Origin of the sequence: Pseudomonas sp. B40(2017), from assembly GCF_002112855.1 — a bacterium.
In the GTDB taxonomy this organism is placed as follows: Bacteria; Pseudomonadota; Gammaproteobacteria; order Pseudomonadales; family Pseudomonadaceae; genus Aquipseudomonas; species Aquipseudomonas pharyngis.
In genome coordinates, this window is sequence record NZ_NEIT01000010.1 from 123,506 (window position 1) to 141,527 (window position 18,022).

General features: G+C 59.5%; 20 protein-coding genes. 11 read left to right on the forward strand and 9 right to left on the reverse strand.

The window, feature by feature from the left end; translation table 11 throughout:
* Window positions 1-7 precede the first annotated feature (7 nt).
* Window positions 8-1,222, reverse strand: a complete 1,215-nt coding sequence (locus tag CAF76_RS26225; RefSeq protein ID WP_085649136.1) for an aldose 1-epimerase family protein — start codon at window positions 1,220-1,222, stop codon at window positions 8-10.
* A gap of 571 nt (window positions 1,223-1,793) precedes the next feature.
* Between CAF76_RS26225 and CAF76_RS26235 the strand changes: the two genes are divergently transcribed.
* Window positions 1,794-2,177: a DUF6124 family protein gene (locus tag CAF76_RS26235; RefSeq protein ID WP_085649138.1), complete on the forward strand. Its 384-nt coding sequence runs from the start codon at window positions 1,794-1,796 to the stop codon at window positions 2,175-2,177.
* A 212-nt stretch (window positions 2,178-2,389) separates the two neighbouring features.
* Entirely contained in the window at window positions 2,390-2,821 is a 432-nt protein-coding gene (locus CAF76_RS28615) for a hypothetical protein (protein ID WP_143491855.1), read from the forward strand.
* A 40-nt stretch (window positions 2,822-2,861) separates the two neighbouring features.
* On the opposite strand, the gene CAF76_RS26245 is transcribed toward CAF76_RS28615, so the two are convergent.
* The 6 genes from CAF76_RS26245 to CAF76_RS26270 form a co-directional block, all read right to left on the reverse strand.
* A complete protein-coding gene (locus tag CAF76_RS26245; RefSeq protein ID WP_256579667.1) occupies window positions 2,862-3,398 on the reverse strand; it encodes a hypothetical protein in 537 nt (178 codons plus the stop codon).
* A complete protein-coding gene (locus tag CAF76_RS26250) occupies window positions 3,395-3,919 on the reverse strand; it encodes a hypothetical protein (protein ID WP_085649140.1) in 525 nt (174 codons plus the stop codon). Before CAF76_RS26250 ends, CAF76_RS26245 begins: the two co-directional genes overlap by 4 nt.
* A 15-nt stretch (window positions 3,920-3,934) precedes the next feature.
* On the reverse strand, window positions 3,935-4,342 hold the full coding sequence (locus CAF76_RS26255; protein WP_085649141.1) for a hypothetical protein: 408 nt from the start codon (window positions 4,340-4,342) through the stop codon (window positions 3,935-3,937).
* Between the two features lie 113 nt (window positions 4,343-4,455).
* The gene (locus tag CAF76_RS26260) at window positions 4,456-5,289 is read right to left on the reverse strand and encodes a suppressor of fused domain protein (protein ID WP_085649142.1); all 834 of its coding nucleotides are present in this window, start codon (window positions 5,287-5,289) and stop codon (window positions 4,456-4,458) included.
* An 86-nt stretch (window positions 5,290-5,375) separates the two neighbouring features.
* On the reverse strand, window positions 5,376-6,536 hold the full coding sequence (gene solA, locus CAF76_RS26265; protein WP_178076200.1) for an N-methyl-L-tryptophan oxidase: 1,161 nt from the start codon (window positions 6,534-6,536) through the stop codon (window positions 5,376-5,378).
* A 280-nt stretch (window positions 6,537-6,816) separates the two neighbouring features.
* The gene (locus CAF76_RS26270) at window positions 6,817-7,740 is read right to left on the reverse strand and encodes a LysR family transcriptional regulator (RefSeq protein WP_085649143.1); all 924 of its coding nucleotides are present in this window, start codon (window positions 7,738-7,740) and stop codon (window positions 6,817-6,819) included.
* 105 nt (window positions 7,741-7,845) lie between these two features.
* Here CAF76_RS26270 and CAF76_RS26275 point away from each other — a divergent pair, with 105 nt between their 5' ends.
* The 4 genes from CAF76_RS26275 to CAF76_RS26290 all read left to right on the forward strand — a co-directional run bounded on the left by CAF76_RS26275 (window position 7,846) and on the right by CAF76_RS26290 (window position 11,643).
* Window positions 7,846-9,813 (forward strand): alkyl/aryl-sulfatase, encoded by a 1,968-nt coding sequence (locus CAF76_RS26275; protein ID WP_085649144.1) that lies wholly within the window; start codon window positions 7,846-7,848, stop codon window positions 9,811-9,813.
* 152 nt (window positions 9,814-9,965) lie between these two features.
* The gene (locus CAF76_RS26280; protein ID WP_085649187.1) at window positions 9,966-10,604 is read left to right on the forward strand and encodes a response regulator transcription factor; all 639 of its coding nucleotides are present in this window, start codon (window positions 9,966-9,968) and stop codon (window positions 10,602-10,604) included.
* Between the two features lie 225 nt (window positions 10,605-10,829).
* On the forward strand, window positions 10,830-11,084 hold the full coding sequence (locus CAF76_RS26285; RefSeq protein WP_085649145.1) for a transmembrane sensor/regulator PpyR: 255 nt from the start codon (window positions 10,830-10,832) through the stop codon (window positions 11,082-11,084).
* Window positions 11,085-11,166: 82 nt separating this feature from the next.
* The gene (locus CAF76_RS26290; RefSeq protein ID WP_256579668.1) at window positions 11,167-11,643 is read left to right on the forward strand and encodes a phage infection protein; all 477 of its coding nucleotides are present in this window, start codon (window positions 11,167-11,169) and stop codon (window positions 11,641-11,643) included.
* 16 nt (window positions 11,644-11,659) lie between these two features.
* Here CAF76_RS26290 and CAF76_RS26295 read toward each other — a convergent pair whose 3' ends face one another.
* Window positions 11,660-13,228 carry a winged helix-turn-helix domain-containing protein gene (locus tag CAF76_RS26295; RefSeq protein WP_085649147.1) on the reverse strand — a complete coding sequence of 523 codons (1,569 nt, stop codon included), beginning with the start codon at window positions 13,226-13,228 and terminating at the stop codon, window positions 11,660-11,662.
* Window positions 13,229-13,479: 251 nt separating this feature from the next.
* Between CAF76_RS26295 and CAF76_RS26300 the strand changes: the two genes are divergently transcribed.
* The 5 genes from CAF76_RS26300 to CAF76_RS26320 all read left to right on the forward strand — a co-directional run bounded on the left by CAF76_RS26300 (window position 13,480) and on the right by CAF76_RS26320 (window position 17,099).
* A complete protein-coding gene (locus tag CAF76_RS26300) occupies window positions 13,480-14,235 on the forward strand; it encodes an SDR family oxidoreductase (protein ID WP_085649148.1) in 756 nt (251 codons plus the stop codon).
* Between the two features lie 32 nt (window positions 14,236-14,267).
* Window positions 14,268-14,681, forward strand: coding sequence for a cupin domain-containing protein (locus tag CAF76_RS26305; protein ID WP_085649149.1), 414 nt, complete (start codon window positions 14,268-14,270; stop codon window positions 14,679-14,681).
* 166 nt (window positions 14,682-14,847) lie between these two features.
* Window positions 14,848-15,363, forward strand: a complete 516-nt coding sequence (locus tag CAF76_RS26310; RefSeq protein WP_085649150.1) for a GNAT family N-acetyltransferase — start codon at window positions 14,848-14,850, stop codon at window positions 15,361-15,363.
* Window positions 15,364-15,400: 37 nt separating this feature from the next.
* The gene (locus CAF76_RS26315) at window positions 15,401-16,441 is read left to right on the forward strand and encodes a GSCFA domain-containing protein (RefSeq protein WP_085649151.1); all 1,041 of its coding nucleotides are present in this window, start codon (window positions 15,401-15,403) and stop codon (window positions 16,439-16,441) included.
* Entirely contained in the window at window positions 16,410-17,099 is a 690-nt protein-coding gene (locus tag CAF76_RS26320) for a hypothetical protein (RefSeq protein ID WP_178076201.1), read from the forward strand. Before CAF76_RS26315 ends, CAF76_RS26320 begins: the two co-directional genes overlap by 32 nt.
* 40 nt (window positions 17,100-17,139) lie before the next feature.
* On the opposite strand, the gene CAF76_RS26325 is transcribed toward CAF76_RS26320, so the two are convergent.
* A complete protein-coding gene (locus CAF76_RS26325) occupies window positions 17,140-18,009 on the reverse strand; it encodes a TauD/TfdA family dioxygenase (RefSeq protein WP_085649152.1) in 870 nt (289 codons plus the stop codon).
* Between the last annotated feature and the right edge of the window lie 13 nt (window positions 18,010-18,022).

The following is an 18,022-nucleotide window of genomic DNA, read 5'->3' on the forward strand; positions in this document are numbered from 1 at the left end:
GCCGCTTTCACCCCTTGGTCAGATCAACCAACGGTGTCTGCCGCACCTCGGTCTCCCGCCCGCCCTGAATGTCGCTCACCTGCTTCAAGGCCTTGTCCACGGCCGCCTTATCCGCCAACAAGCTGTAGCTGATGCGGAAGTTTTTGTGTTCCTTCGGCCCGATTGTCGGTACCAGGTTCAGTGGACGCTGATAACGGCGGTTGTAGGAAAAACTCGTCCCCGGCTCCAGCCCGGTGACATAACCCTGGCCTTGGGTATCGGTGTTCTTCCACAGGGAAAACACCGGCAAAGTCTGCGTATTGAAGCCAACCGAAACGCCAAGGCTGCCGGCCTTGTTATGCAACACAGTCAACGTATCGCCCTTGACATCGGCATACGGCACGACGTTGTAAACCGTTTCGTCGTAGTCCTTGGTCGGTGCGCGATAGGTTTGCCATTCAGCCAAATCGCCCTTGGCCTTGTCGTTGAACGGCGACACCTGTTTCACCGGCGCGGCGAAACGAGCGCCCTGCTCCAGGAACGGGGTGCTGAAATTGCTGTGGTACAGCGCCTGATATTCCTTCGGATAGTCGCCGTTGTTGGTCAGGGTGTCGTTAAGGGCGAACACTACGCTGCCGGGTTCGGTGACCAGTTCGGTGGCGACCGAGAAGTCGACTTTCTTGAACGCCTGCTCTTTCAGCTCACCGCGTAGGGTGATGGCGTACGGTGGCGTTTCATCGATGTGCAGGGTGACTTTGTTCGCCGGAATGTTGGCGGCCCGACCGTGCAGGGTCAGCAGTTCGCCGTTGTCGACGCCGGGGTGGCCGACCCACTCGTATCCGCAGCGGGTCACCAGCTCATTGAAGCCCTCCAGCCAGCCCAGGCCACCGCGGCCATTGAGTTCGATGAAGGACGGATTGACCACCTCCTTGACCGGCGAATCCCAACCCATGCGCACATCGCCGACCGAGGCCTGCAAGACGTTCATTCCCCGCGTCGGCACCACCGAGAGTTTCATCGTGCCGTTATCGATGTCGACAATGCTGACGCCCTCCTGCCGACCACCATGCAAGGTGCGCAGGCTGACGCTGAAGGGTTTGTCGGTTTTCACGCCGAGTTGCTGGCTGGTGATCTGCCAGTTCTGAGCGGCTTTGTCGGTGTCGAGCAGAACGTAATCCCAGGCCATGGCATGGGAGGCAGCGGACAGTGCGCTGAGGGCAACAACGAGTTTGAGCGGGGTCATGGGAGCAGCCTTTCTTGGAGTTGTGCGGTTTTTATAAACCTGCTGAAACGTTTCATCAAGCTTAAAAAGTGATGCGCGCTGGTAGGTGCCGAGAAAGAATGGGTACGGACTGGAAAATTGAAATCGATGTGATTGCGTTATCCCGCAGACTGGAATCCGCTTTTATTCAGGAGCGGCATGGGGTCTGATTTCGACATGGCGAGGGCGGCGCGTTTAAGCGTTTTCCGAATGGTGTTTAGAAACGCCCGGCATTACTTCCCCACGGCTACAGCGTCTTGCGTCATTGCCTACGACTACGCCAGAATCCGCCGGCTTGTGCGTCTGGGGTGCGGGTTTTATCGTTTCCGGGTCACTGAAAAACAGTGATCGGGTTTGGTAGCCCGCAGCGCTGACGCATCGCGTCACCTCATTCAGTTGCATTCATGCGACTGGATTTATGGTGGCCATGCTCAGGGCTTCTTCGGAAGCGCCGGTTCCAGTGCTCCGGTCTACCAACCTGCGTATGGTCGCCACCCCTCGTTTGGTAGCGAGAGTGGATGACTCCCCTTTAATAAGTGCTGGAGATTCATCTATGTTCAAACCAACACCGAACCCTCCCGAAACCGATCCGGTTTCTCCTTACAAATTTCCTGATTCCCGAACCCTTAACGAAGCCGCAGAACGCGCGCTCGATCATTACCTCACCCCGCAGCAACGGATCATGGGCAGCCATCACAAACACGACCCCATGTACCTGGCCAACCCGGCGTACGACACCGAATCCCTCCTGGCCAACGCCAGCGAATCATTGGGGTCCGCCAGCGAAATGCTCAATAACTTTGCGGCGACTCTGGAGCCTGCCCATCGCAAGACTGCTATCGGAATTGCGCAGTTGGTGATGTTGAGTGAGTTGGCAGTGAATCAGGCGTTGGATCATGTTGAGGTTAAGACCTGGAAACCAACCCGTCCGTCATGACGGCTTGAGAAAACGATGTCAGCCGAAGCTGCCACAGTAAATGGCAGCTATCGGTCATGAACGTATGTTCGCCGGCGGGTGCTTTCCGTCGTACAGATCTACCCCAGAAATCAGAAATAACTCTATTCCTCACAAAACAGATGTTGAAATTACGGTCTACGCTCGACACATGGGTAAATCAGGGGGCGCCGAAAGTGACAGGGAAAGCAGAAGTGACTCTTTACATCACAGAGAAAAGCTTTAACCGGCAAATGCTATTGCTTTCTAAACTTTCTAATAAAATGCGACTTGAACTAGTAATTTGGCTTTACCCAGAATCGAACGCCGATAGCATAATTGGCTTCTACGCCGATTCACCCACCACAGCCAATGCTTTGCCGGTCACAACTTATCCAAACAAAATTGCCAGCAGATGCAGTCAGCGAATTCGAATGACCGATGACTTAATTAAAACCATCACCCTTAATGAAAGCCATTTTATTAGCGAGTGCGACAGCCTGTGCATTTACCACCCCGAAAAGTTTGAGTGGGACGCAAGCATTATATTGCACGAAGGGATTATTTTGATTAAGGACAGTTCTCTGCTCGTGGGCATGGAAGCTCTTGATTTCAAGGTTTCACCGCATGCGCCATCTTGGTGGTGAACCGGTTCGACTTAATCCGCTTTCGGCCCTTGATTGCCGCTCATGATATCGTGTCCCAATAAAAATGGATGTACTCATCTTTATACTCCGCGAACAGTGAAACAGTGAACTCCGTCTTCATTGAATACATCAACAACGCTCCAATGAAACCGTTCGGCTCATGCAGCGGTTGTTTGAGGGGAGCGATCAAATCCCGTGCCTGATCCGCGACCATCTGATTGAAAACAGTTTCCGAAATTTCCTCAAACTTGGCGTCAGAAACGTAGCCCAGGAAGTAGCTTTCTCTTTCTGGATGCCAATCTACACATTCGGCATGGAGCCAGAATTTCAATCCGTTCTCGCCTTGTTGTTTGGGCGCGCGGGCTATGCGAATCGTCTCTTGAGAGTAGGGGCATTGAAAGGCGAATGCTGGATAGGTGACGTAATAGAGACCGCGGCAACCATCGCGCGCGCTCCAGTAAGTCACTTCTTTCCCGGAGAGGTGATCAAAATCGCTTCTGTTAAACATGGAAAAACCTAATAAAAAAATGGGGACGCATCTATTTTCGCCCACGCTGCCATTGAACAAAATGCTCATTCCAGCGAGGTCACCAAGCAGGTTTCGATGCCCTCCAACCTCTTGGGCCATTCGTTAATCAGAACGACTGCATCGTCACCTTGATTCAGGTATATCAGGTAGTCGCCTGTCTCGAAGGCAACTTGAAAGCCGACAAGCCAAACCTCTCCGCCCGCCACTTTATCGACAACACCTTGAACCGCTGTAATGATTTTGCCTTCGAGGAAGAGAGCAGACCTGTTGCGAAGCAGATTTTCCCTACGCCACGAGCACAAGCTCGCGGCATCAAGTGTGAAGGGAGTGGGAGGTTCCAGATCGGACTCATCAGCTCCAACACTTTCCCCATCGCTCAGCAGGTACATCGCAACTTTCTGATGTTCGCCACACCGCCAGAGCAACGACCCTACGTCAGACAGGCATTTTTCCTCGTTGAAGTAGTATTGGTCATGCAATAACTCAGCAAGTCGCTGCCCCTGCAGCAGCTGCGCATTTCTCAAGTCATTCGCCATCCTCTCTCGGGAGGCGGCATAGCGGTTAAGCACTGGGCAGTTCCCTATTTATTCGCAATCCAGGCTCTCGGAATCGCCTGACGTCGCCGACAAGATCGCCTGATATCCACCCTCTTCCGGAACATATGAAACGAACTGATTACCCGCACCCTTTTGCATCCAAAGACGCCCACAGTTCGTGCATTCATAAACATCTAACGTCCGGTGGATGTGGAGGCTCGATAATCGGCTTACCAATTCGTCAGCCACGTTGCCCCAAGGTGCAAACTTACCGAATGCGTCTGCGATCACGGCCTTGTCTCCCGATTCGGCAGCAGTCATCAGAGGCTTGAGTTCGTGGTTTACCTCTTCCCAGAATGCATCCTCTACTTCGTCGCGAAGCAGGCTCGCCTTATAGGGCAAGCTGTCAGTCTGATCGACAATCACGTGCCCACATCTGCAACCCAATTTGCTCATTTGCGGCTCAAACCTTTGAGGTTGCCCTCGTCATTAAAAGGCGGACAAGTCTTTGGCGAACATCTCGATTTGGGCAGGCGTGACCAGCAAGGGAACCTGAGAACACTGCAGCGTCAAACAACACTCTCACGCTGCAAACTGCTCACATGCCCGACACCCGCAGCCTTCAATCGGACCACCAGGTCATCGCGTGCTGCTCGCCCGCCAGCACGAATGTACTCAAGCTCCGACGCGGTAATCAGTACCACCGGAACCAATCTCACCGGGGATAAGGGCATGTCATCCAGCCGGGTAGGGAAATCCGGTTCCGGGGCGCCCAGCAAGACACCGGTCGAGTCGTCTTCGGTCACGAAGTGTTTGGGGAATTGATCACACATGTGGTTCGAGAGGCTGAACCCGGGAATTTCAATGGACATCGCACCGTATTTGTCGAGTCCGCGAGTGTAGCCTCCAGCGTCCGCAACCGTTTTGGCAACGTGCTCCACCAGCTCGAATGCCCAGCTGCGCTGGAAAGGATCGACGTCACCCACCGGGCCACGGGCGTGTTCGGGTATATCGGCGGTTTCTACGAACAACTCCATCTCGAATCCATTGCCCGTTTCTTCCGCGTCATCGAACGGGTCTGACAGACCTTCCGTGGCGATGATGATTGTGTCGTTACGGCGAACTACCCGGTAGGCCTGACGGGTCGATGGCCAGTAAGGGCCGCCGGAAAAACTCGGACTGATCATGTAGGCAAGGACATCGCACTCGACTGTGCCAACTGATGCCCAATAACGATCCAGACACGCTGCGCTGGCCTCTCGGGCAGCCAGATTTGCCGCTTCAGCCTCGGTCATGCTGTCGTAGATATCCGGCTCTTGGACTTCAAGGGGTTGCGGTGTTGGCTCGACTTCTTCGGTTTTAGGACGTTTCAATGAAACGAGAAGCTTCTTGAAGAAATTCATGTGCGTTCCTTGCGGGGTTTCGGTTCGCTCTCCATGAAAGGGGCGAATCTGTTTTCGTGAAATGGATCTGTTTTTGAATGTTGGCACTATGCCTCAAACCGCCCCACCGAAAACAACGAAAGATCCAGCTCACTCTCCCCCCGCAAACACCACTGCGCAAACGCCTCCCCCAGCGCCGCCGAGTGTTTGAACCCGTGCCCGGAGCACGCCGACACCACCAACGTGTGCTGCAACCGTGGATGCTCATCAATGATGAAATGCCGATCCGGCGTAACGGTGTAGGCGCAAACCGCTGACTTCACTACCCGATCCGTCAGCCCGGCAATCCGCCCCTTCACCTGCTGTTCGTACATCTCGCGTTCTTCCTCGGCCGAGACTGTGCGATCCAGAGTCTCAGGCGTGAATGCGCTGTGATATTGCGCCGTAGCCACTTTCAAACTGCCCTCCCCCGGCAGCGCGGGAAAGCCATAGAAATCATCGTCCGGGCCGTGAGTGAAGATGAACGTGGGTGAGTGGCCGACCAGTTCCGCGTCAGGCTCGGTTTCGAACCAGAACAGTTTCTGTCGATAGACGCTGAGCAGTCTGTCGAACGGCGCGCCGAGCAAGCCGCCCGCCCAGTTGCCGGCGGTGACCACCAGTTTGTCCGCCCGCAAGGTGCGCTGGTCGGTGGTGACGGTGACGCCCTGTTCGTCCGAGCTGATGTGGGTCACGGTCTCGCCCTTGTACAGCGTGGCGCCGTGTTGTTCGGCCAATCTGAGTTGCACGTCGATGCAGCGCTCCGGCCGTACAAAACCGCCTTCGGGTTCGAAGTAACCAATGGCGTCGTCGCGCACCTGGGCAAACTGCGGAAAGCGTTGGCGGATCTGGCCGGCGTCGAAGACTTCGTGTTCGATGCCGTAGGTCTGTGCCAGGGCGATGGTGCGCAGGGTGAAGTCGGTTTCGTCGGCGGGATCGAAGTCGGGGCTGGAGGTCAGCACCAGCAGGCCGGACTGTTCGAACAGCGACTCGCCCGACAGCGCTTCCAGTTCGCGCCAGATGCGGTGGGAGTTGCGCACGATGGGCACGTATTGCGCGCCCTCGCCCACGGACAGTCGGGTGATGCGGGTGTCGCCATGGCTGGAGCCGAACGTGTGCGGCGGATGGTGGCGGTCGATGCCGACCACGTTGACCCCGGCTTTCGCCAGTTGATACACCGTGGCCGCGCCCATGGCGCCGAGGCCGATGACCAGTGCTTCGCATCGTTCCATGATTGATTTCCGCTCAGACAAAAGAGCCACAGTGAAGCGGATCAGGCGATGGAAAACAATCCGCTGAAGGCCGCGCTCAGGCAAAAATGCGGGAGCCGGGCTAATTCAATCAGGCTGTCTGTCGGTACTAACTGTAATCAAACGAAATTTGAGGTTGCGAACCCGGGGAATGTCCTTTTGACCAGCCACTGATTGTCCTTTCGTTCATGCATCGACAGCCCCTCGCAAGGGGCTGCACGACGTTAACGAAGCAGGAAAATCGTGGCTGTAGGACGCGTCTCTAAAAACGTGGAGATTGTTCGACGTGAATGGATTGCATCTCGGCAACGACCGCCTCAATCACACACAAAGCCGTCGGCGACAAGCTTCGGCCCTGCAAACTCACCACCCCGATTTCAGAATGAAATCCCGGCCTGTCGACAACATGAAGCTCAATCAAACGCCCCACCCGAATGTCTTCAGCCACGGCGCCATGGATGACGCCGAGGATAGTGTCGGTTGAACCAGCGACGGTTTTGAGCAACGCCACATCATCACACTCCAGCACGATGGGCAGCGCCTGGCGGGTGGAGATGCCAAGGGTTCGGGCGGTCTCGAGTTTCACCACTTCCGGCAGGCGCGTCGTGGCGATGCCGTAGCCTTCCAGTTCGCCCATCGACACCTGGCGTCCGGCCAGCGGGTGCTCCGGTCGTACGAAAAAGCCTGCCGAGACCTGGCCCAGCGAACGGATCAGCAGATCGGATTCCGCCGTGAAGTTGCGGATGTCGGCAACAAAGAATTCGATCGCTTCAGCGCGCAGCCGCGCTTCGAGAATCTGCCAGTTGTTCACCTCGACACGCAGGGTGACTGCCGGGTGATCCAGGCGCAGTCGCGGCACTACTTGATGCATCAACATGGCCGCCGGGAACGGGCCGACGCCAAACGCCAGGCTGCCCAGTTGGCGATCGCTGTAGAGCGCCATGTCCCGCTCCAGCGATCGGGCATCGAACAGCAACCGCCGCGCCCGCTCGATCAGAAACTCCCCCGCCGGCGTCGGGCGGACGTCGCCGGTGTCGCGATCGAACAGGCGCTGTCCGGTTTCGCTCTCCAGCGCCTGAATACTGCGGCTCAGGGCCGGCTGGCTGAGGTGCACGCGCTCGGCCGCGCGGCCGAAATGGCGTTCATCGGCCAGCGCGAGAAGGTGTGACAGTCGTTTGAGGTCCATTCGCCCGATGCTAGCGACGCATTATCCGGATGTAAACAATGCATTGGATACATCGTCGCCCTGCCCCTAGGCTGGAGCGCATTCGACCCTCGGAGAACAACAAGAATGAAACCGACCCTCTACACGATCCTCGCCCTGACGCTGGTGTCCCTCGCCGGCTGCGACAACAAGCCCGGCGTCGCAGCCGGCGACGCCACGCCCGCCACGGCCGCGCTGATTCAGGCGTCGATCAAGGGCCTGGATCTCAGCGACAACCGGGACATGGAAGATGCCCAACGCGGTTTCATCGCCCGCCCCACCGGCAAGATCCTTGGCGCCGACGGCAATGTCCTGATCGATTTCGACGCGTACCGTTTCGTCGAAGGCCAAGCGCCGGCCACTGTCAACCCGAGCCTGTGGCGGCACGCGATGCTCAACGCACAGATCGGCCTATTCAAGGTTCGCGATGGGATTTACCAGTTGCGCGGTTTCGACATCGCCAACATGACACTGATCGACGGGCAAACCGGCTGGATCGTGGTCGACCCGCTGACCTCCCGGGAGTCCGCCACCGCAGCGCTGGCATTTGCCCGCGAGCATCTGGGCAACAAGCCTGTCACCGCGATCATTTTCACCCACGACCATGCCGACCATTTCGGCGGTGTGCTGGGCATCACCTCGAGCAGCGAAGTGGCCCAGCGCAATATTCCCATCGTCGCGCCCGCCGGGTTCATGGAGGAAGCCACCAGCGAAAACATCCTGGCGGGCCCGGCGATGGCGCGGCGTTCGATGTATCAGTTCGGCAAGAACCTGACGCCGGGCGCTACCGGCATCGTCGACACCGGACTGGGCAAAAACGTTGCTTACGGCAGCATGGGCATCCTGCCGCCGACGCAGATCATCGACCAGCCGATCCAGCCGCTGGTGCTCGACGGCGTCAGCTTTGTGTTCCACAACATGCCCGGCGCGGAAGCCCCGGCCGAGCTGACTTTTTCGATCCCCGCGCTCAAGGCATACGGCGGTGCGGAGCTGCTGACGCAGACCATGCACAACCTGCTGCCGATCCGTGGCGCCAAGGTCCGGGATGCGCTGCGCTGGTCCGACTACATGCAAATCGCCCTCGACGAGCTGGGCGACACCGAGGTCTATTTCGGTCAGCACAACTGGCCGATCTGGGGCAACGAGCGGATCCGCGAATTCATCACCAAACACCGCGACGTCTACAAATACCTGCACGACCAGACCGTGCGCCTGATGAATGCCGGTTACACCCCCAACGAGATCGCCGACAAGATCCAGCTGCCGGACTCGCTGGCCTCGTACTTCGGCACTCGCGGCTATTACGGCGACCTGCGCCACAACGTCAAGGCGATCTACCAGATGTACCTGGGCGCCTACGATGGCAACCCCGCGCACTTGAATCCGCTGGTGCCCAAGGAATCGGCAAAGCGCTACGTCGAATTGATGGGGGGGAACGCCAAGGTGGTCGAAGCTGCTCGCGTGGCCTATGACAAAGGCGAATACCGCTGGGTCGCCGAGCTGCTGGATCAGGCCGTGCTCGTCAAACCCGACGACACGGCCGCCAAGGATCTGCTGGCCCGCGCGTACGAACAGATGGGCTATCAGGCGGAATCCGCAACCTGGCGCAACAGCTACCTGACCGCTGCCATGGAACTGCGCAACGGCCCGCCGGCCAAGGGCGTCAAACGCTCCGACCTGATCGAGCTGATGAAGCAGACGCCCACCGAACGCTTCCTCGAAGCCATGGCCGCGAGCCTCGACGGACCGGCGGCGGATGGCAAGAACTGGACGTTCAATCTGGTGTTGACCGATACCGACGAATCGTTCGTGCTGTGGATCGAGAACGCCGTGCTGCACTATCGAAAAGGCCAGACGGCAGCGAATGCCAACGCAACGCTGAATGTCACCAAGGACCTGTTCGTCCAACTGCTGGGCGGCGCTGCCGGACTGAAGGAAGCGTTCACCTCCGATGATCTGAAGGTGGATGGCAGCAAGGTCGATCTGGTGAGATTTCTGGGGCTGTTGGAAAAGGCGCCGGGGAATTTTGCGATAGTCGCGCGGGCAGGAAACTGATCCGCCGAGGCCATCGATCACCGGAACAGCGGTCGATGGCCTCTGGACGCTTACCCAAGCAAAATCCAATGAAAACCGGAGGCTCGGGCAAAGCTTTCCATCGGATTGTTCAGCATCCTGCGCAACCCGATCGCCGCGAAGCCATCCAGCGTATGGACGTAGAACCTGCACCCGAGCGAAACCCCGAATCCATCGTTTTCATCATTGATGATGACGCTCCTCTGCGTGAGGCGCTTGGCAGCCTGTTACGTTCCATCGGCCTGCGGGTCGAGCTGTTCGGATCGGTCGCCGACTTCATGCAATACCAGCGACCTGACCTGCCCAGTTGCCTGGTGCTGGATGTGCGATTGCAAGGCACCAGCGGGCTGGTCTTTCAGCAGGCGCTCGCCGACGCCAACATCCATTTGCCAATCATTTTCATGACCGGGTACGGCGACATCGCCATGACCGTTCGCGCCATGAAAGCCGGTGCCGTCGATTTCCTGGAAAAACCGTTTCGCGAGCAGGCCATGATCGACGCCGTGGTCGCTGCGCATACGCGGGACAGGTCACGCCGCGAGTGCGAACGCCGCCAAAATGAATTGCGCACACGCCATGAGACACTCACGGTCAGAGAGCAAGCGGTGATGGCGCTGGCCGTCTCGGGTTTGATAAACAAGCAGATCGCCAGTGCCATCGGCCTGAGCGAGATCACCGTGAAAATTCATCGCAGCCAGGCCATGCGAAAGATGCGCGCGCAGTCGTTCGCCGATCTGGTTCGAATGGCCGAAAGTCTGGGCATTAACCATTAGATGTATCGCCCTTATGCGGCGCGCATAGAGTTGCTTATATACGTTGGTATGACTTCTCCATACGCTGGCAGGATAAAACCAAACTTATGCAACATGGTTGATCCCTACCGCCAACAGTAAAATCCCTCCATCAAATGCGACGGTCGGCAAAGTTATTGACTTCGTGGTTTCCTCGCGCGCCGACACTTGTCGATCCACTCATTGACTCAGGGATGACTGATCAACATGTATGACTTTTTTGAAGACTCGTACCGCGTGCTGAAGTTGTCCCACTTATTGCTGATCGGTGGCCTGGTCATGTTGATCGTGGGGATTTTCCTGGCTTATGTGTTTGACGCTCACTTGAACTTGCCCACGCTGGTCGGCGCGCACGGGATGACGATCCTCGGGCCGACCGCGATCAAGCTGGGCTACGTCATGCGCTTGATTGCGTACAACCGTATTCGCCTGGCAGCACAGGAACATGAAGTTTCCCATTAGAAGTATTCGATTGAATTCAAACCTGTCTGGTTGCAACCGGAAGTTCATTAACGAAGTCCCACTACGACTCAGGATGATCACGATGAAAACTATTGGATTGGTATTACCCGTCGCCATTGTTTCAGCCACCTGGATAGTTGCCACTCATGCATTCGGCGCAAGTTGCCTGCCCGATATGCCGGTTGCCAACAGACAGGAAACCAGTGCTCCGGATTCAGAAACTTCATCAGTGCAACAGCACCGAGCCAGAAAGGCGCCGACCCAGATTGCCGAAGGGGGTTCGGATCGGCTGATGGAGCGTCGTGTGGCCGAAGGCGGATCCGATCGCCTGATCGAACGCCGCGTGGCCGAAGGCGGCTCAGATCGCCTGATCGAACGCCGCGTAGCCGAAGGCGGCTCTGATCGCCTGCTCGAACGCCGCGTGGCCGAAGGCGGATCCGATCGCCTGATCGAACGCCGCGTGGCCGAAGGAGGCTCAGATCGCCTGATCGAACGCCGGGTAGCCAGCAATCAGTACGATGCCGCGATGAACATGCAAATGCATTTTTCGATGGATTGATTGGCCGGCTGAGCCCTTACTCCGGCAACCCCGCCAACCGCAAACCTTCGGCAAACCGGGCAACGTCTTCAGGTCGTTGAATGGGCAACCACGCGCGCAGGCTGGACACCCGCAATGTCGGGTCCAGCCGGCGCACCCGTTCCATGGCCTGCCCGGCTTTGTCGGTTCGCCCGCTGAGCGCGTGGCTGGCGGCGATCAGAGCCGCCGCTACTAGGAGACTGGGCAGATTTCCCTGCGCTTTCTCGGCCCAGGAAACCGAACATTCGAAGCGACCGGCGAAGAAGTGCGCCAGCGCCATCCCGACCTGCATGCGGAACATTTCCGGATCCAGCGGGCTCAGTCGCACGGCATGTTCAAGGTTGGCAATGGCGACTTCGGTTTCGCCACCCAAGGCGCGCAGGATGCCACCCAGATACCAGGCCGGCGCCAGATTGGGGTTGAGCAATCGAGCCCGATCAAGCAAAGCGATGCCGCAGTCGACATCCCCGGTCAGATGGGCCAGCGCATGACCGCAGCGGGTCAGCGCCACGGCGTCGTCACGCCCCAGCTCCACGCCCATGCGCGCCAGCCGCGCACCTTCGGCGATTTCCGGGGGCCGGTCGGTCATCCAGCCGTTGAGCTTGCGCCAGAAATGGCACCACGCGGCCATGCCGTATGCCGAGGCAAATTCCGGATCCAGTTCGATTGCCCGGTAGAACAGCGCCAGCGATTGCTCGATCGCCTCACGGGTGCCGATGTGCAGCTTGGCCGTGCCCCGCAGGTAGTAATCGTAGGCATCGAGGCTGTCAGTGGGCTTGCGTTTGGCCCGCTCGATTTCCGCGCGTTCGAGCTGCGGCGCGATGGCGCCCACAACGCTCTCGGCCACTTGATCCTGGAGTTCGAAAATATCGTCGAGCAGGCCTTCGAAGCGCTCGGCCCACAGATGCGTGCCGCTGCACGCATCAATCAACTGGCCGGTGATGCGGATCCTGTTGCCGCACTTGCGCACGCTGCCTTCCAGCACGTAACGCACGCCCAGTTCCTGCCCGACGCCCCGCGCGTCGACCGCCCTGCCCTTGTAGGTGAAGCTGGAGTTGCGGGCGATGACGAACAGCCAACGCAGGCGCGACAGCGCGGTGATGATGTCTTCGACGATGCCGTCGGCGAAGTAGTCCTGCGCGGGGTCGCCGCTGAGATTCTGAAACGGCAGGACGGTGATCGACGGCTTTTCCGGCAGGACAAGTGTCGTGGCCACTTCGGGTATCGCAGGCGCTTCGGGCGCATCGACGGGGCTGTCGCTCGAGGTGATTTCGCCGACGAAGCGATAGCCCTTGCGCGGCACCGTGCGCACCAGGCGCTGCTGCTCGCCGGTGTCGCCGATGGCCTTGCGCACAGCGTTGATGTGGCTGGTGATGGTCGATTCGGAAACGATCCGGCCACTCCACACGGCGCTCAACAATTCGTCCTTGCTCACCACCCGCTCGCGGTTGCTGACCAGCAGCAACAGCAGATCGAAGACCTGCGGCCCGACAGTCACAACCTCCCCGCGCCAGGTCAGTTCCCGGCGCTGCTGGTCGAGCACATAGTCTTCAAACACGAATGGCACGGTGGCTGTTCTCTGGTCTGGCGCCCCCGACTCCGTGTCCGAGCGGGCGATTGTCGTGCGCCCAATGATACGGCAGACCCTGGGCCGTCGCACCGGTCTGGGCATTGGTCTACGCATCTGCCGACGGATTGGCCTGTCTGGACAAAAAACCAAGGCAAATCCAAGGTCACCACAAGGATTTGCCCGAGCGCTGCAAGCATGCTCATCCCACATCGACAGCAACGGTTGCGGTCGGCATGTGGAGAGATGTCATGAAGATAGTCGTTATCGGAGGCACCGGCCTCATCGGATCGAAACTTGTGAACAATCTGCGCGAACGCGGACACGATGCCCGCGCCGCCTCGCCTAACACCGGCGTCAACAGCATTACCCGCGAAGGCCTGGCCGAAGCAATGGACGGTGCCCAGGTAGTGGTCGACGTGTCCAACGCGCCGTCGTGGGAAGACCAGGCCGTACTCGACTTCTTCGAAACCTCCACCCGCAACCTGCTTGCCGCCGAAGCCGCCGCCGGGGTTCGCCATCACGTGGCGCTGTCGATTGTCGGCAGTGAGCGCCTGCCCGCCAACGGTTACTTCCGCGCCAAGGTCGCGCAGGAGAATCTGATCAAGGCGTCCGGTATTCCGTACAGTCTGTTACGGGCCACGCAGTTCTTCGAATTTGTCGGCGGCATTGCCCAGTCCGCCACCGTCGGCGAGGAAGTGCGCCTGTCGCCGGCGCTGATCCAGCCCATGGCTTCTGACGACGTCGCTGCTGCGCTGACGGATGTGGCACTGGCAGCGCCGATCAACGGCACACAGGAAATTGCCGGCCCCGAAGCCATGCCGCTCGACGAGTTGGTCCGGCGTTTTTTCCGCGCCACCCACGACACCCGCAAAGTGATCCCGGACGTCCACGCCCGCTACTTCGGCGACGTGCTCGACGACCAGTCGCTCACCCCCGGTAGCAGCAACCCGCGCCTGGGCTCGACGCGCTTTGAAGACTGGCTGGCGCAATCGATCCAGCGCTAAAACACCCCCATCCGCTTAGAAGGACTCTCGTCATGTTCAGCCGAATCCTGCTGGCCGCCATGTTTGCGGCCCTGTCGATATCATCTGCCTCGGCCGCCGAGCCGCAAGGGGGCAAGGTCACCGTGGTGTTCGACCGTGCCCTGCCCAACGTTCCGGGCAAATCCATGAAGGGCGTGCTGGTGGAATACGCACCCGGTGGTTCTTCGCCGGCGCACTTTCATCCGAAGTCCGCGTTCATCTACGCCACGGTGCTTGAGGGCGCCGTACGCAGCAAGGTCGGCGACGGGCCGGAGAAGGTCTACAAGGCCGGGGAAAACTTCGTCGAACAACCGGGCGACTTCCACGCGGTGAGCGCCAATGCCAGCACCACCGAACCGTCACGTCTGCTGGCGGTGTTCGTGCTCGACAGCAGCGAGACCGACCTGGTCAAACCGGTCAAGCCGTAACCGATCCATTCGCCAATCCACCTCCGGCAGCGTGGCTGCCGGAGAGCACCGCTAAGGGGCGCGTTCAAGGTCGGCGTTGCAAAACATGCCCGATCAAAACATTGATCTTTCGCCCCACACCCAGTAAAAAACCGTCTTCCCTTTCCGCCCTTGCAAGGAGCAGCGGATGCTCGACCTCACCACGCAACGCCTCGACCTGCGCACGATGGTCGAATCCGACTGGCCACTGTTCCTCAGGCTGCATTCCGAGCCGCAGACCATGCAGTACGTGTTCGGTGAAATTGCCGAAGAACAGGTGCGCAAAGGCTTCGAGCATCGGCTTCCGGCCTGGGGGCCGCAGTCGGATCACTGGTTGTGTCTGGTGGTGACCGACAGGGCCAGCGGGCAGGAACTGGGCGTGACCGGATTCCGCATCCTGTCGCCGGGGCATGCCGAGGTGGGTTGCCTGCTGTTGCCCGAGCATCAGGGCAAAGGCTTTGGCACCGAGTCGCGGCAGGCGATCATCGACTACGCCGCCGCCATCGGCCTGGACTCATTGGAGTCGACCGTGACCGACGGTAATATCGCGTCCTGCAAGGTTTTGGAGAAATGCGGTTTTGTATTCGAGCGCCGCGTGCCGCAGGCCTATCAGATTGGAGATCGGTGGTTTGACGACCTGATCTACCGCTATCAAATCAGTTGACCCCGTTTTATCAGCGACCGCCAAGGAGGCCCTCGTCGTGAATCCTTATCAATGCCTGCCACCCCGCGCTTTCTGGCGCACCGCCGTGGCTGACAAGCCCGCGCTGAACATCGATCAACTGTGGACGCCACAGTTCGAGATCGGCAACAAGGACGCCATCGTCACCGCTGGCTCCTGTTTCGCCCAGCACATCGGCCGGGCGCTGGGCGAACGCGGCATGAACTGGCTGGATGCGGAACCGGCTCCGGCCGAACTGCCCGCAGCCGAATGGAAGGCCCACAACTATGGGGTGTTCTCGTTCCGCACCGGCAATCTGTACACCCCGGCGATGCTGTGCCAATGGCTCGAATGGGCCTTGGGCGTGAGCCTGCCGCCCGACGAAACCTGGGCCCATGACGGGCGATTCTTCGACCCATTCCGCCCCGCCGTGGAACCCGACGGCTTTGCCAGCGAGGACGCGCTGTTCGCCTCGCGCGAAGCCACCCTCGACGCCATCCGCAGCGCCCTGCGCCGCGCCAAAGTGTTCGTGTTTACCCTCGGCCTGACCGAAGCCTGGCAAAACCGCCAGACCGGTCTGGTGTATCCCGTGTGCCCCGGCACCGTGCGCGGCACTTTCGATCCGCTGCTGCACCGTTTCTGCAATTTCGGCTTCATGGACACCTATGGCGACATGGTTCGGGCGCTGGAGTTGATGCGTTCGATCAACCCACAGCTGCGTGTTCTGCTCACCGTGTCACCGGTGCCCCTGACGGCGACCGCCACGGGCGAGCATGTGCTGAGCGCCACCACCTATTCCAAATCGGTCCTGCGCGCCGTCGCCGGGCAGCTGTGCGAAGACCTGCACGACGTCGACTATTTCCCCTCCTACGAAATCATCACCGGCACACCGTTCAAGGGCGCGTTCTACCAGCCCAACCAGCGCGAGGTCACGCCGGAAGGCGTGGCGTTTGTCATGCAGCAGTTTTTCGCCGGGCTCGATGCCGTTCAACCGCTGCAGACGCCGGCCAGCGTTGCCTCCACCTGCGTATCCAGCGAGGAGCTTGTCTGTGAAGACGCCGTGCTCGATTACTACGCCTAGGTTTCTGCTGCTGGGCGACTCCCATGCCGGGGTCATCGGCAAAGCCGCGCAGGCCCGTGAGTTGCCGTTCAGCGGCGGCCCGCTGGGCACCGGCCGGGATTTCGCGGTGGATTTTTTCAGCCTGACCCGCCATGACGTGGTGTTTCGGGACGCCGAGATGGAACGTCTGTATCGCCAGGCCCTGGCGCCTTTCGAAGTGCCGCAACTGGCGAAGGTCGGGGTGCCGCTGGTGAGCACCCTCGGCCTGAGCCTGCACTACCTCGCCACCGCGCCGAACTGGACCTGCTACCAGACACCGGACGGCGAATTCGACGAAGGTTTTCTCGCAGGTCCCCTGTTCGAATCCATCGTCGACACCTTGTCCCGGCCTGCGCTGGCGTTCTATGAGCAAGCACGGGCGATGAACCTCAAGGTGTTCGCCGTGCTGCCGCCGCAGCGGGTGCCAGAGCTGTCCGATCCGCGTGTGTTCATGGCCGCGCAGGCGCTACTGATCGAGCGCCTGCAAGGGCTCGGCATCGAGCTGATCGATGTGCGCGCGGCAGCGAATGATGAGCTGGGTTTTCAGCTTCCGGCGTACTGCGAAGTGGATGACCCGCTGCACGGGAATCTGGCGTTTGGCGAGTTGATCGTCGAGCAGCTGCTCAAACAAGGTCTGTAAATGAGCGGTGGGAACGGCGCCCGCTCCCACCTTTTTAGACTCAAGCCTTGGGCTGCGTCCCCAGAATCGTCACCCGCTCGCCATACCGCGAGTGCGGGAAATAATCCCAGACCGCATGGTGCTGGGTGCAGCGGTTATCCCAGAACACCAGGCTGTTCGGCGCCCAGCGCACGCGACAGCTGAGGACCGGCTCACGGGCCACCAGATCAAACAACATGTTCAACAGCACCTGACTTTCACCGCCGGACAACTGGACGATGTGCGAGGTGAACCCGGAATTGACGAACAGTGTTTTACGCCCGGTTTCCGGGTGGCGAACCACCACCGGGTGCTCGGTTTTCGGCAGATTGGCCGGCGCCTCATAGCCCTTCCACGGAATCGCGCCGTCGTGGATCGCCGTCAGTTCGCCGAGAAACTGCTGCATCGTCGGCGACAGCATTTCCAGCGCCAGGTGCATGTTGGCGAACAACGTGTCGCCGCCGGTGCCGATGGCCGGGGTTTCCTTGACGTACAGCATCGAGCCCATGGACGGCGCCAGGTCGGCGGTGCCGTCGGTGTGCCAGGTTTCGCCGGCCACGTAGCGCGATTGCGCATTGGCGCGGATCACCACCAGCTCCGAGTCATCGCCGTCGATGTCTTCCACCGGCAGCGCCCGCAGCTCACCGAACAGCCGGCCAAACGCCTTGTGTTCGTCCACCGTCAGGTGCTGATCGCGGAACACCACCACGTGATTCTCCAGAAAGGCCCGGCGGATTTCCGCGAGCTGCTCGTCGCTCAGCGGCTGCGAAAGATCGACGCCGCCGATCTCGGCGCCGATGATCGGCGTGATCCGCTCGACCGTGATGTGCTGATACGGCGCACGCCGTTCGGCGGCGATGCGCTCGATTGCCTTGAGTGCCAACTGATCCATGTTCCCTTACCTT